Source organism: Streptomyces sp. NPDC058663 (assembly GCF_042716745.1).
Classification (GTDB): Bacteria; Actinomycetota; Actinomycetes; order Streptomycetales; family Streptomycetaceae; genus Streptomyces.
Window position 1 is genome coordinate 123,982 of record NZ_JBHXRV010000011.1, and the last position, 13,489, is coordinate 137,470.

16 protein-coding genes are annotated in these 13,489 nt (G+C 69.7%); 11 read left to right on the forward strand and 5 right to left on the reverse strand.

Going from position 1 to position 13,489, the window contains the following annotated elements; translation table 11 throughout:
- Positions 1-193: 193 nt before the first annotated feature.
- From ACFWVV_RS10910 to ACFWVV_RS10930, 5 genes are all read left to right on the forward strand, one after another.
- Positions 194-982, forward strand: a complete 789-nt coding sequence (locus ACFWVV_RS10910; RefSeq protein ID WP_384345884.1) for a winged-helix domain-containing protein — start codon at positions 194-196, stop codon at positions 980-982.
- A gap of 95 nt (positions 983-1,077) precedes the next feature.
- Positions 1,078-2,100, forward strand: coding sequence for a LacI family DNA-binding transcriptional regulator (locus ACFWVV_RS10915; RefSeq protein ID WP_384345886.1), 1,023 nt, complete (start codon positions 1,078-1,080; stop codon positions 2,098-2,100).
- A gap of 142 nt (positions 2,101-2,242) precedes the next feature.
- Positions 2,243-3,337, forward strand: coding sequence for a trypsin-like peptidase domain-containing protein (locus tag ACFWVV_RS10920; RefSeq protein WP_384345889.1), 1,095 nt, complete (start codon positions 2,243-2,245; stop codon positions 3,335-3,337).
- Between the two features lie 320 nt (positions 3,338-3,657).
- Positions 3,658-4,434, forward strand: a complete 777-nt coding sequence (locus ACFWVV_RS10925) for a response regulator transcription factor (RefSeq protein WP_384345891.1) — start codon at positions 3,658-3,660, stop codon at positions 4,432-4,434.
- Positions 4,431-5,861, forward strand: a complete 1,431-nt coding sequence (locus ACFWVV_RS10930) for a sensor histidine kinase (protein ID WP_384345893.1) — start codon at positions 4,431-4,433, stop codon at positions 5,859-5,861. Before ACFWVV_RS10925 ends, ACFWVV_RS10930 begins: the two co-directional genes overlap by 4 nt.
- Before the next feature lie 18 nt (positions 5,862-5,879).
- Here the strand turns inward: ACFWVV_RS10930 and ACFWVV_RS10935 are convergent, their stop codons facing one another.
- The 5 genes from ACFWVV_RS10935 to ACFWVV_RS10955 form a co-directional block, all read right to left on the reverse strand.
- Entirely contained in the window at positions 5,880-6,143 is a 264-nt protein-coding gene (locus ACFWVV_RS10935) for a type II toxin-antitoxin system RelE/ParE family toxin (protein ID WP_384345896.1), read from the reverse strand.
- Positions 6,136-6,405, reverse strand: coding sequence for a type II toxin-antitoxin system Phd/YefM family antitoxin (locus ACFWVV_RS10940; RefSeq protein ID WP_384345899.1), 270 nt, complete (start codon positions 6,403-6,405; stop codon positions 6,136-6,138). Before ACFWVV_RS10940 ends, ACFWVV_RS10935 begins: the two co-directional genes overlap by 8 nt.
- A gap of 69 nt (positions 6,406-6,474) precedes the next feature.
- Positions 6,475-7,449 (reverse strand): hypothetical protein, encoded by a 975-nt coding sequence (locus tag ACFWVV_RS10945; protein ID WP_384422650.1) that lies wholly within the window; start codon positions 7,447-7,449, stop codon positions 6,475-6,477.
- Positions 7,450-7,749: 300 nt separating this feature from the next.
- Positions 7,750-8,334, reverse strand: coding sequence for a hypothetical protein (locus ACFWVV_RS10950; protein ID WP_384345905.1), 585 nt, complete (start codon positions 8,332-8,334; stop codon positions 7,750-7,752).
- Between the two features lie 207 nt (positions 8,335-8,541).
- Positions 8,542-8,862, reverse strand: coding sequence for a hypothetical protein (locus ACFWVV_RS10955; RefSeq protein WP_384345908.1), 321 nt, complete (start codon positions 8,860-8,862; stop codon positions 8,542-8,544).
- 119 nt (positions 8,863-8,981) lie between these two features.
- On the opposite strand from ACFWVV_RS10955, the gene ACFWVV_RS10960 reads away from it, so the two are divergent.
- The 6 genes from ACFWVV_RS10960 (at position 8,982) to ACFWVV_RS10985 (ending at position 13,424) form a co-directional block, all read left to right on the forward strand.
- A complete protein-coding gene (locus ACFWVV_RS10960; RefSeq protein WP_384345911.1) occupies positions 8,982-9,800 on the forward strand; it encodes a Scr1 family TA system antitoxin-like transcriptional regulator in 819 nt (272 codons plus the stop codon).
- A complete protein-coding gene (locus tag ACFWVV_RS10965; protein WP_384345914.1) occupies positions 9,797-9,982 on the forward strand; it encodes a DUF397 domain-containing protein in 186 nt (61 codons plus the stop codon). The genes ACFWVV_RS10960 and ACFWVV_RS10965 overlap by 4 nt, the downstream gene beginning before the upstream one ends.
- Before the next feature lie 4 nt (positions 9,983-9,986).
- Positions 9,987-10,484, forward strand: a complete 498-nt coding sequence (locus ACFWVV_RS10970; RefSeq protein WP_384345917.1) for a hypothetical protein — start codon at positions 9,987-9,989, stop codon at positions 10,482-10,484.
- Between the two features lie 136 nt (positions 10,485-10,620).
- On the forward strand, positions 10,621-11,754 hold the full coding sequence (locus ACFWVV_RS10975; RefSeq protein WP_384345920.1) for a cellulose binding domain-containing protein: 1,134 nt from the start codon (positions 10,621-10,623) through the stop codon (positions 11,752-11,754).
- 431 nt (positions 11,755-12,185) lie between these two features.
- Entirely contained in the window at positions 12,186-12,593 is a 408-nt protein-coding gene (locus tag ACFWVV_RS10980; protein ID WP_384345923.1) for a hypothetical protein, read from the forward strand.
- An 87-nt stretch (positions 12,594-12,680) separates the two neighbouring features.
- The gene (locus tag ACFWVV_RS10985) at positions 12,681-13,424 is read left to right on the forward strand and encodes an ATP-binding cassette domain-containing protein (RefSeq protein ID WP_384345926.1); all 744 of its coding nucleotides are present in this window, start codon (positions 12,681-12,683) and stop codon (positions 13,422-13,424) included.
- Positions 13,425-13,489 lie beyond the last annotated feature (65 nt).

Consider the following 13,489-nt stretch of genomic DNA (forward strand, 5'->3'; position numbering starts at 1 on the left):
CTTCCGCCTAGCAATGGAGCACCACGCAGTTCGAAGTGAGCAGTACGCAGTGAGCAGTACGCAGTACGAAGCAGTGCCGTAAACGTCCTCGCAGGGACCGAGGAGGAACCGACGTTATGGGCAGGCGAAACGTGCACCAACCGAAAACGACGACTCAGCAAGTGATGCGGGCAGTGCGGGCAGGTGGGGCGCGATGAGTTCTCTGCTGCTCCTCACCAATGCCCTCCAGCCGTCGACGGAGGTGCTTCCCGCCCTCGGCCTGCTGCTGCACAACGTGCGGGTCGCCCCCGCCGAAGGGCCCGCACTCGTGGACACCCCCGGGGCCGACACCATCCTGATCGACGGCCGCCGCGACCTCCCCCAGGTGCGGTCGCTGTGCCAGCTGCTGCGGTCCACCGGGCCCGGCTGTCCGCTCATCCTGGTGGTGACGGAGGGCGGGCTCGCCGCCGTCAGCGCGGACTGGGGTGTCGACGACGTACTCCTGGACACGGCGGGGCCCGCCGAGGTGGAGGCGCGGCTGCGGCTGGCGACCGGCCGGCAGAACCTGGCGGCCGACGACATCCCCACCGAGATCCGCAACGGCGACCTCTCCGTCGACGAGGCGACGTACAGCGCGAAGCTCAAGGGCCGGGTCCTGGACCTGACCTTCAAGGAGTTCGAGCTGCTGAAGTACCTGGCGCAGCACCCCGGCCGGGTCTTCACCCGGGCGCAGCTGCTCCAGGAGGTCTGGGGGTACGACTACTTCGGCGGTACGCGCACGGTCGACGTCCACGTACGGCGGCTGCGGGCGAAGCTCGGCGTCGAGAACGAGTCGCTGATCGGGACCGTCCGCAACGTCGGCTACCGCTTCGTCGTGCCGGAGAAGACCGACCGCTCGGCCGAGGAGGCGGAGAAGCGGAACAGCAGCCGGGAGGCCGAGAAGGCCCGGGCGCGTGCCTCCGCCTCCGTCACCCGGCCGGCGGAACCGGCGGGCGCGGATTAGCCGATTCGGCCGTAACCGGAGCATCCGGTACCAAGTCGGCCACATCCTTGCGACGACCGGCCTGTGACCTGGTCCATCCGCGTAGACTCCAGCCCGTGGCCAAGGTGACGCGGGACGATGTGGCGCGACTGGCGGGGACTTCGACCGCGGTCGTCAGTTACGTCATCAACAACGGACCTAGGCCGGTCGCCCCGGCCACGCGCGAGCGTGTCCTCGCCGCGATCAAGGAGCTGGGTTACCGCCCGGACCGGGTCGCGCAGGCGATGGCGTCCCGGCGGACGGACCTCATAGGGATGATCGTGCCGGACGCCCGGCAGCCGTTCTTCGCGGAGATGGCCCACGCGGTCGAACAGGCCGCCGCCGAGCGCGGGAAAATGGTGCTCGTCGGCAACTCCGACTACCGCAACGAGCGCGAGGTGCACTACCTCCGCGCCTTCCTCGGCATGCGCGTCTCGGGCCTCATCCTGGTCAGCCAGGGCATGACCGAGAGCGCGGCCGCGGAGATCGACGCGTGGGACGCCCGGGTGGTGCTGCTGCACGAGCGCCCCGAGGCGATCGACGACGTCGCGGTGGTCACCGACGACGTGGGCGGCGCCCAGCTCGCCACCCGCCACCTCCTGGAGCACGGCCACGCGTACGTGGCCTGCCTGGGCGGGGTGGAGTCCACCCCGTCCGTCGGTGACCCGGTCGCCGATCACGTGGAGGGCTGGCGCCGGGCCATGCGGGAGTCGGGCAGGACGACGGAGGGCCGGCTGTTCCAGGCCCCGTACGACAGGTACTCGGCGTACCAGGTCGCGCTGAAGCTGCTCGCGGGCCCCGACCGCCCGCCGGCCATCTTCTGCTCCACGGACGACCAGGCGATCGGCGTACTGCGGGCCGCCCGCGAGCTGCGCATCGACGTGCCGGGGGAACTGGCGGTGGCCGGGTTCGACGACGTCAAGGAGGCGGCCCTCACCGACCCGCCGCTGACCACGATCTCCTCGGACCGGCCCGCGATGGCCCGTGCGGCGGTGGACCTGGTGCTGGACGACGGGCTGCGGGTGGCGGGCTCCCGGCGCGAGCGCGTCAAGCAGTTCCCTTCCGCGCTGATCGTGCGGCGCTCCTGCGGCTGCGCCTGACCGCCGGGGGGGGGGTGGCTCCCTCCTGATCCCGCCGCCCTCAGACCGGGCCGGCTCCGGCCGCCCTTATATCGGGCATACGGGAATCTGCCCGCCTTCTTACGCTGTCCTCAGCCAGTTCTCATACTGCGTCGCGAAGCTCATGAGCATGACGAACGAGACCCCGCAGACCCCGCGTCCCGGCGACGAGCAGCCCTCCACGCAGCACGCCGCGCAGCCCGTCCCGCAGCCCTCTCCGTCGTACGCCGGTTTCCCGCCGCCGCCCGGGCACGCGCCGACCGCGCACCGGGCCCGCGCGGGACGGCCGGTCGCCCTCCTCGCCGCCGTCGCGATCGTCGCGGCCACGGTCGGCGGCGGGGCCGCCTACGTCACCGAGCGGTACGCCGGCGGAGGTGACGGCACCGGCAACGGCACGGGCGCGGTCGGTACGAACGTCTCGCAGTCCAGCATGGGTACGGTCGCGGGCGTGGCGCAGGCGGTCGGCCCTGCCATCGTCGAGATCAGCGCGACGTCGAGCGCGGGAGCCTCGACCGGCTCCGGCGTGATCATCACCGGGGACGGCGAGATCGTCACCAACAACCACGTGGTGGCCGGTGCGGACACGGTGAAGGTGACCCTGTCCACGGGCAAGACGTACACCGCGAAGGTGGTCGGCACCGACCCCGACAAGGACCTCGCGCTGATCAAGCTCCAGGGCGCGAGCAAGCTGCCGACCGCCAAGCTGGGCAGCAGCAAGGACGTCAAGGTGGGTGAGGAGGTCGTCGCGATCGGCTCGCCGGAGGGGCTGTCCGGCACGGTCACCAGCGGCATCGTCTCCGCGCTCGACCGTGACGTCACCGTCTCGAAGGACCAGGACAAGGGGCAGTCGCAGGGCGGTCAGGGCGGGCAGGACGGTGGATGGCCGTTCGAGTTCGGCGGGGAGCGGTTCAACGGGGACACCGGCTCGTCCAAGACCACGTACAAGGCGATCCAGACGGACGCCTCGCTGAACCCGGGCAACTCCGGTGGTGCGCTGATCAACATGCGTGGTGAGGTCATAGGGATCAACTCCGCGATGTACGCGCCGAGTTCGGGGTCGGGCAGCAGCTCGGGCAGTGTCGGGCTCGGTTTCGCGATCCCCGTCGACTCGGTCAAGGCGGACCTGGACAGCCTCCGCAAGGGCGGCAGCGGCGAGGACTCGTCCGAGAGCGGGACTCCGTCGTCCCCCGAGGACCGCCTGGGCGGGTTCGGCATCTAGCCCCCGCATCCCCCGAGGGGCCGCCCGGTGGGTTCGGCACCCAGCTCCCGCCGTCCCCGAGGACCACCCGGCGGGTTCGGCACCCAGCTCCCGCCGTCCCCGAGGACCACCCGGCGGGTTCGGCACCCAGCTCCCGCCGTCCCCCGGGCTCGCCCCGGCACACGCGTCCGACGCCCCTCCGGGCTCGACCCCGGCACACGCCTCGGCCGTACCCGCCCGGCACCCCCGGGCGTGCAAAGCTGGGCCGCGACCCGCCGAGCGGGCCGACCCGCCAGCCGGGTGGACCCGCGCCGCCCACCGGAGAACACCAGGAAGCCCCGATGACCCCCGCGAGCTCCGCAGCCCCGCCCCCCGAGGACCGCCCCCACGGCACCGAGCGCATCCTCATCGTCGACGACGAACCGGCCGTGCGGGAGGCGCTCCGGCGCAGCCTGGCCTTCGAGGGGTACGGGACGGAGACCGCCGCCGACGGCATCGAGGCGCTGACGAAGACGGCCACGTACGCACCGGACCTGATCATCCTGGACATCCAGATGCCGCGCATGGACGGGCTGACCGCCGCCCGGCGGATGCGGCACGCCGGGGACACCACACCGATCCTGATGCTCACGGCCCGCGACACGGTCGGCGACCGCGTCTCGGGACTGGACGCGGGGGCCGACGACTACCTGGTCAAGCCGTTCGAGCTGGACGAACTCTTCGCGCGGGTAAGGGCGTTGCTGCGGCGCAGCTCGTACGCGGCGCTGGCGGGGCTGCCGTCCGCTCCCGGTGACGTACTGACCTTCGAAGACCTCCGGATGGACATGATCACCCGCGAGGTGACCCGCGGGGACCGTCAGGTCGACCTGACCAGGACCGAGTTCACGTTGCTGGAGATGTTCCTGGCACACCCGCGTCAGGTCCTCACCCGCGAGCAGATCCTCAAGTCGGTCTGGGGCTTCGACTTCGAGCCGTCCTCGAACTCGCTGGACGTGTACGTGATGTACCTGCGCCGCAAGACGGAGGCGGGCGGTGAGCCGCGTCTGGTGCACACGGTGCGGGGCGTCGGGTACGTGCTGCGCGCGGACGCGGCCTCGCAGCCGGGCGGCCCCGCGTGACCTCGCTCGCCCAGCGGCTGCGCACCCTGCGCATCCGCACCCGGCTCTCACTGCTGGTCGCCACCACGGTGGCGGTCGCGGTGGCCCTGTGCGCGGCCGCGTGCTGGCTGGTGACCCGCAGCCAGCTCCAGGCGGAGATGGACAACACCCTGGGCAAGTCGCAGGCGGGGGCGGGCTACCTCACCCAGACGTACCGTGACTGCCGCCCCGACGACCCGCTGCACACTCCGCAGAACATGTCGCCCGGCACGGTGTCCGTGCAGGTGGTGCTGACCGACGGGACGCGCTGCGTGGGTCCCGGGTCGACACCGGTCGCGGTCCAGCGCTCCGACCAGGCGGTGGCGCTCGGTCTTGTCACGGAGGCGCTGCACGACGGGGTCAACGCGAAGGGCGAGGACGTACGCGTACTGACCCGGCGCGACGGGGAGACCGGGCTGACCGTCTCCCTCTCCCGCCAGCTCTCCGAGATCGACAACCCGCTCAACCGGCTCGCCCTGTTCCTGCTCGCCGTCTCCGGCGTCGGCATCGTCGGCGCCGGCGCGGCGGGCCTGTGGGTGGCCCGTACGGGACTGCGTCCGGTCGACCGGCTCGCCGAGACCGTCGAGCACATCGCCCGCACCGAGGACCTCACGGTCCGCATCCCGCCGTCCGGCTCGGCGGACGACGAGATCGCCCGGCTCTCCGCGTCCTTCAACGCCATGACGGCGGCGCTGGCCTCCTCCCGGGACCTCCAGTCGCAGCTGATCGCCGACGCGGGCCACGAACTGCGCACCCCGCTGACCTCCCTGCGCACCAACATCGAACTCCTGGCCCGCAGCGACGACACGGGCCGCCCGATCCCCCCGGCGGACCGCAAGGCGCTGCTGGACTCGGTCAAGGCCCAGATGACCGAACTGGCCGCGCTCATCGGCGACTTGCAGGTGCTGGCCCGCCCGGAGAAGACCGCGACGGGTACCTCGGCCTCCCCCCAGGTGGTCCCCTGGCACGACCTCACCCGCATCGCCCTGGACCGTGCCCGCCTGCGCGGCCCGGAACTGACCTTCGAAACGTCCCTGGCCCCCTGGTACGTCCGGGCCGAGCCGGCCGCCCTGGAGCGGGCCCTGGTCAACGTCCTCGACAACGCGGTCAAGTTCAGCCCGCCAGGCGGCACCCTCCACGTCCGGCTGCACCTGGGCGAGCTGACGGTCCGCGACCACGGCCCCGGCATCCCGCCCGCCGACCTCCCGCACGTCTTCGAACGCTTCTGGCGCTCGGAGTCCGCCCGCGCGCTGCCCGGCTCGGGCCTGGGCCTGTCGATCGTCGCCCGTACGATCCGCGAATCGGGCGGCGAGATCGTCCTGCGCGCCCCGGCGGACGGCGGCCCGGGAACGGAAGCGGTGATCCGCCTGCCGGGCGCACCGACACCACCGCCGAGCGAGGTTCCGTAGCTCTGCCGGGACGCCCTCTCAGGTGTCGTAGACGGTGGAGCGATGCCCCACGTGCACGACCCACACCACCAGCTCGCCTCTGTCGATTGTGTAGACGACGCGGTAGTCACCCACACGGAGCCGACGGCGGTCGGGCTGGGACACCAGAGCGGTGGTGCCGAAGCCCAGGGGATCGGTTTCCAGCTCGGTCAATTTGGCCAGGATGCGCAGTGCCGTGGCGCGGGGAATCTTACGCAGCTCCTCTTGGGCCTCGGGCCGAAAGACGGTGCGGAACTCACTCACTGCGCGCCAGCGTCTCCCTCATGATGTCCTCCATCGCGACGCCCGCCTCGGGGTTCGCCATGCGCTCGTCGATGATCCGGTTGATTTCGCGCTCTTCCCATTCCTGGTACTTGCGCAGCACCTCAATGGACACGACGGCGGCGACCTCTCTACCACGTCGCGTAATCACGGTGGGCACATCGTCACGGTCGGCACGCTCCACCACCTCGGCCAGGTGAGCACGCACATCGCGGATGGACTCTATGGGTGCGGGTTGCGTCATACACCAACGGTACCAAGTGTGCCATGTGTACACAACATGGCCCGGCCGTCCCGGCGGATGCGGCCAGGATTACCGGCGACGGCGACGGCGCGCCAAAGAGGCCCCACCGTCCCGCTCCCGCCGCACCCGCATCTCCCTGCGGATGCGCGCGGCCTTGCCGCGTACGGCCTTCGGTGAGGGGCGGCAGGTGGGGTCCGCGCAGGCGGGCCGGCCGCAGCCGCCTCGCTCCCCCGTCGCGCACCGCACCGGGTCCGTACTCCGGCAGGGGCGGCACAGCCCGCCCGGCAGTTCCTCCGGGCGCCCGGCCGCACCGCACCCGACGCACTCGGTCATCGGTACGCCGAGGGGGACCGGGGGCAGTTCAGGGGGCAGCTTGTCGAGCAGGCGGGACTGTACGAAGCCGAAGGGGTGGGTGACCCGCGGGGGCAGCAACAGCGTGATCCCGTACACGAGTTGCGTCTCGCTCGCCCCGCGCCGGAACCACTCCCCCGCCGTCTCCGCCAGGGCGTAGCACTCGCTCTCCGACAGCGCCAACTGCGGCTCCCGTCGCCCGAGCCGGGCCAGCGCGCGGAAGCCGCGCCCCTCGTGCCCGCCACTCCCGCCGCGCACGTCGCCCGGCTCCGGGTCGTCGTAGCCGGACGCGGGCACGCTGTCGGTGAAGACGTCGTGCCACCAGGCGTCGGGCCGGGGCGTACGGCTGAAGTGGGACTGGGTCACGTACCGGACGTTGCCCTGGTCGTCCACGAGGCCGGTGCGGCGGCGACGCAGGTGACCGGCGGCGGTGAGGCGGTTGAGGGCGGAGCCGATGGCGCACTGGCCGTAGTCGGCCATCTCGCGGGCCAGGGTCTTGATGCTGATGTCGGCGCCTTCGGGCAGCCGGTCGATGTACTGAGCAATGGCCGCCTCACGCCTGGGCAGGTGTGCGAAATCGCCCTTGCGGCGCGGCTGTTGGTCGGGCGCCTCGCGCTTCCCGAAGCCGGGAGAGGCCATGGGGTGGGCGGGGGCATGGGGGGTACGACTACGACTAAGCTGGCCAGCAGCCATGAGATCGGGCCTAACGATCGAAGTGGTGAGGCCTCTGTGCGGTGCGCCAAACACCCGCAGGGGCCGCTCTGTTGTGACGGACCGTACATGCTCGCCACGCGCTGCCGCCACTCGATCACAAATTGTCACCCGGCTTGCTGAAGCGGTGAGTTGAGAGGCGGTGGCCGCCTCGCGTGCGGGGGTGCGTACGCGCGAAGGGCGGGTGGGTGGGTAGGTTCCCACCAGCCTCTTCCGAGTAAAGAGCGCTCGATTCTCTGACCTCGAAGCTCAAGTGGTCGGGGCGTGCCTGGGCGGCACTGTTCAGGCCGTGCCCGGGGCCCGTGTGAGGCGGTGCAGGGAGGCGTCCGCCGGCTCACGGACCAGGCCCGGGGTCCGGGCCGCGAGCTTCTCCGCGATGTTGCCGCGGGCCACGACGGTGTCCGGGAAGGGAGGGGCCGTGTCTCCGTCGTACAGCACCGAGGAGTCCCAGCCCTCCGGGTCCGTCATCCCGCGCCGGTCCACGATCACCGCGCGCGTCGGCACCGGCAGGCGCGTCGCCGCCGCCGTCACGGCCGACTCGACACGGCGTGCCTCGTCGGTCGTCAGACCGTCCAGCCACAGGGTCTGAACCTCGCAGCCCAACGGGTCGTACACGAAGGTGTCCAGGACGTTGATGTCCGCCGAGAACCACCAGTTCATCGTGATCGACGCGATGCGGCGGCCGAGCAGGAGCCGCAGCTCCTCCCGCCCGAGCGGCACGTCGTCGCCCTCCACGTCGACCGCGCGCACCTCGCCCGTCGCCGGGTGCGCGAGATGGATCCCGTACCGCGCGAAGAGTTCCGTCTGCTCCGCGAAGACGGAGGTGGCTCCCGACTCCCGGTACCAGCGGATGTAACCGTCAGCCATCAGTCCTCCCCAAGGGCATACCCGGCCGGCCCGACCGCGGCTTCCGGGGGTGTGGTGGCGAGATCGTAGATGGCCTGCCCACCTGCCGCGTCGGCGGTGCCATGGGCAGCGGTGTGCGGCAGGCCGGGCAGCGGCTCGTACCGTCCATCCACAGGACGATCTTCTCGCACGCGGGGCACAGGACCGCCGAGCCCCCGTCCTCGGCGCTCACTTCCGGTCCGCCGTCCGCCGGTGCTCGCTGTGCTCGCTGTGCCCCGGGAGGACGGGCCGGTACTTCCGTACGTCGGCCTCCAGCGCCAGGAGGAGGTTGAGCCTCCGGGCCAGGTGGAGGCAGTCCACGGCGCTCAGCCGCCCGAGGTCCAGCGGGACACCCGGCTCGTCGAGGCACAGCGTGAGGTGCGGGAGGAGGGTGCCCGCCTTCACCATGGCGGCGAAGAGCTCGTTGAACGCGACGGTCGCGGTCTGGTTCTGCCGCTCCTGGGCGGTGTCGCGCGTGGGTGTGGTGTGGGCTCTGGGGTGGAGGGTCATGCCTCTTCTTCCTGTTCCTGCTCGCGCAGTGGAACTCCGTTGTTCTTCCTCCAGGTTGGCGACTCTTAGTTACGATCGGTAGGAGTTTGCTACCTGAGCGCGATCGAGGTACTGGGCATATGCCGAAGGCGCGAGAGCCGGACCCCAGCGAGAACATCGAGCAGTACATCGGGAACGTGGTCCAGGAGGCGCGGCTGGCCAGGGCCAGGGCGAAGGTGCCTGGCGAGGACTGGTCGCAGACGTATCTGGCGAAGCGGGTGTTCGTCAGCCAGTCCCGGATCTCGGAGGTGGAGACGGGCGACGCGCCGCCGGACACGGATCTGGCGCGGAAGCTGGAGTCGGTGTTGGGGCTGCGGCCGGGCGAGCTGGTGAATCTGGTCCGGATTCTGGAGCAGGACACCGTCCGGGACTACGCGAAGCCCTTCCTGCGGCGACAGGCTCAGGCGGAACTGATGCACGCTTGCGGGCCTGTCGTACCCGGGCTGCTCCAAACGCCCGACTACACACGCGAACTGCTGCTCTCCGGCCAGGCAGGCGACCCTAAGGACATCGAATCCTTTGTGGAGCAGCGCATGGCGCGCCAGGTTGTCTGGGAGCGGGAGAGCCCTCCATGGATGTCCGCCGTGCTCGCTGAGTCAGTGCTGCACGGGGCTACCGGCCCACAGCTGAAGCGGCTCTTGGAAGCTCAGGAGACGCCCAACATCACCTTGCGAATCCTTCCGAACCGGGCTGGGCACGTGCTGGGGACCATGATGATCCTCACCCTCCCCAACGGCGTCCGAGGTGCCTACACCGAGGGGTTTGACACTGGTCATTACAGCGAGGAATTGGCCCAAGTCCTGCGATTCCAGAAGGTTTATGATCGGCTGGCCGCCGACTCGATGTCGGCCGAGACGTCCACTGCGGCCATCCACGAGGCACTGAAGAGGTTCCGTTGAGCGGCGACACCCTGAACTGGCACAAGTCCACGTACAGCAGCGGGGGCAGCAACGACTGCATCGAGGTCGCCGACAACACCCCCGGCCTCACCCTCTTCCGCGACACCAAACTGGCCGACGCCAGCCCCGTCATCACCGTCACCGACCACGCCTGGAACACATTCCTGACCCTGGTCAGGTAGACCCGTGCCGACGCACACCCACCGCCCGCACCTCCTGCCCCTGCTCCTGACGACCGCGCTCGTGGCCGCGACGCTCACCGGTTGCACGCTGCTCGACGCGGTGGCGGCGGACTGCGCGGGGACAGAGGGCCGGGTCGAGGAGCTGGCGGGACTCGATGTCCTCGACTCCCGGCCCGCCGGGGCCGCCGTGGCCCGGGGGTTCGAGAAGGTCGACGCCGGCTGCTGGGCGGACAGTGGCGAGGTCGTCCTCCACGCCGACCGGACGTACTCGTTTCCCGGCACGCGCGAGGAAGTGAGCACGCACTACCGGGCGTTGCTGATCCGCGACGGATGGACTCCGGATCCCCTGACCGAGCCCGACGGTCTGACGCTCAGCAAAGACACATTGAGCCTGCACGTCGCCTTCCTCACCGCGGAACGCCTCGCAGAGGACGGTCACGGAAGCCGCCCCGACCTCACCACCGGTGCCGGCTACTCGATCGGCATCGAAGAACACCACTGACCACGGGTGCCGCCACTCCCCCTTGCCAGATCCCACCGGTGTCCCTACAGTCCTGCCCGAGACACCCAATGGGAGCGCTCCCACCCCCGTGGCGCGGCGCTTCCCTCCGCCACCACCGCTCGCGGAAAGGGTTCACATGAGACTGCTGCCGCCCCGCCTCCGTACCGCTCTCGCCGTCACGCTGACCGTCCTCGCCTCGCTCGCCGCGCTCACCACGACTGCCGGAGCCGCACCGGCCGGTGTCCCCGCGCCCGCCGACACCCAGATCTGTGACGCCTTCGGCACCACGACACTCCAGGGCCGCTACGTGGTCCAGAACAACCGCTGGGGCACCGGTGCCGCCCAGTGCGTCAACGTGACGTCGACCGGTTTCGAGCTCGCCCGGGCCGACGGGTCCGTACCGACCAACGGCCCCCCGAAGTCGTACCCCTCCGTCTTCAACGGCTGCCACTACACCAACTGTTCGCCCGGCACGGCCCTCCCCGCCCAGCTGAGTTCGGTCAGCAGCGCGCCGACCAGCGTCTCCTACGGGTACGTGAACAACGCGGTCTACAACGCCTCGTACGACATCTGGCTCGACCCGACGCCCAAGAAGGACGGCGTCAACAGGACCGAGATCATGATCTGGTTCCACCGCGTCGGACCGGTCCAGCCCATCGGGTCACCGGCCGGAACCGCCACGGTCGGCGGCCGTACCTGGCAGGTCTGGTCGGGCAGCAACGGCGCCAACGACGTGCTCTCCTTCGTGGCCCCGGCGGCGATCTCCGAGTGGAGCTTCGACGTGATGGACTTCGTGGACGAGACGGTGGCTCGCGGCCTGGCCCAGCCGTCCTGGTACCTGACCAGCGTGCAGGCCGGGTTCGAACCGTGGGAGAACGGCGCGGGCCTCGCCGTCCGGTCCTTCTCCTCCGCGGTGAACACCGGCGGCGGCGACCCCGGGACGCCGACGCCCGGCGCCTGCCAGGTGCGGTACGCCACCCAGTCGTGGCCCGGCGGGTTCGTCGCCGACGTGACCCTCACGAACGGCTCGGCGACCCCGGTCGACGGCTGGAAGGCCGCCTTCACCCTCCCCGCCGGCCAGTCCGTCACCCACGCCTGGAACGCGTCCCTGTCCCCGGCGTCCGGAGCCGTCACCGCAACAGGCACGGCCTCCAACGCCCGCATCCCGGCAGGCGGCAGCACGTCGTTCGGCTTCCAGGGAACGTATACGGGTTCGTTCGAGAAGCCGACCCGGTTCACGCTCAACGGAGCGGTGTGCGCGGTGACTTAGGCACGGGCGAGAGAAGGGAACTGTCCGCGCAACCGTCCCCGGCACCGCTGCCGACCTCGCGAAACGCCGCGCTTGCGACCTGGATATCGGGCCGCGATCGCTATACGAGTCAAGGCGCTGGGTCGCGCTTCTGTGTCGCACCACGCACCTCGGCGCACCGGCCATCACCTCTCACGACCGGCGTGTACGGGAACGGGTCACGTGCGAGGAATGGCTGAAAATCCACGTTCGCACCGACATGCAGAAAGTGGAGAATGTCTGGACATTCGGTAAACGCAGTACATAGGCAAGGCACCTAACGTGATTGACGACCGACATGCAGTGACGCAAGATCTCTCCCAGGTCTGAGACGGACGAACGACCACGTTCCGTCATGAATGACGATGCAGGCCGACCACACAAGGGGGAATTGAAGAGTGCGAATCTCACGCATGTCCGGCGCAGTGGTAGCCGGTGCGATTGCTGTATCGGTGCTTGGTGCGGTGCCCGCCAACGCCGAGGGGAAGCGTTCGACTTACATCAGCTACTGGTCAACGGGCCAGGAGTCCTCACGGTGGCAGGACAACAACACCGATGCCTCCATCACTGCGGTCAAGTTTTCCAACTGCACGGCTCCCAGCTCACCCGGAAAAAGGGCATCAGCGCTCATATCCCTGCGCAAGGACGTAGTGGGCCCGGACCCGCACCGCGGACAGTCAGGTGACGTTTGCACCGGAATTGGAAAACGCTGGGGCGATGAGTCCGCAGGTAAGTACTACTTCACCCTGGACAGAATCAACGGAACGCAGGGGCCGGGGAACTTCCACCTCGACGCCAACCCTGTAGAGATCTGGTACTGATCCAGTAAGTGATGACGTCGCGGCCCGGTTACGCACCAAACGCGTAACCGGGCGCTTCATTCTGGCATTTAAAGCAACAAGGACAACATGTCTCTCACGTTCGAGAAATGCACTTTCCGGTATGGGCGCACCACGACCGTTCTCAACGAGCTCGACCTCACCATTGAGCACAGATCGACTGTGCTTCTGGGGCCCAACGGGGCGGGTAAGTCGACGCTGCTGAGCATCGCCGCTTCCTGCCTGCAACCGACCAGTGGCACAGTAAGCTGGCGGGGTCTTACGCCTTCCCGGGGTGGGGCTCGGACTGCGTACCGCAAAGCTGTCGGGTGGCTACCTCAAGAGGTCAAACCCATGCCGGGGCTGACTGTTCGTGAGAACGTCGCCTATGTGGGGTGGCTGAAAGGCCTGTCGCGAAGGGACGCTTGGGACTCCTCCAAGCCCGCGCTTGCCAGAGTAAGGCTCGAAAGTCTTGCCCATCGGAAAAGCCACCAGCTGTCCGGTGGCCAGCTCCGGCGCATGGGGATTGCCGGGACGCTCGTGCACCGGAGCGAGGTCCTTCTGCTGGACGAACCCACTGCGGGCCTGGACCCCTCCCAGCGACAGGCGTTCCGCGAGATCATTACCGACCTCGCGTCTGATGTCCACGTGGTCGTTTCCACTCACCAGACCGAGGACCTGGACTCCTTGTACGACCGAGTGGTGGTCCTGGACCAGGGCAGGGTGCGGTTCCAGGGCGATATCCACGACTTCCTGGCTTTGGCCGACCCGGAAGTGGCCGGAGGTCGGCGCGCAGAAGGCGCGTACAGCAAGCTGATCGCCCAGGAGGTCTGAGCAGTGTTGTGGCGCAGCGTGTTTCGTTCGTCGTCGGCCACCTGGCTGGCCCCTGCGGTCGCGGC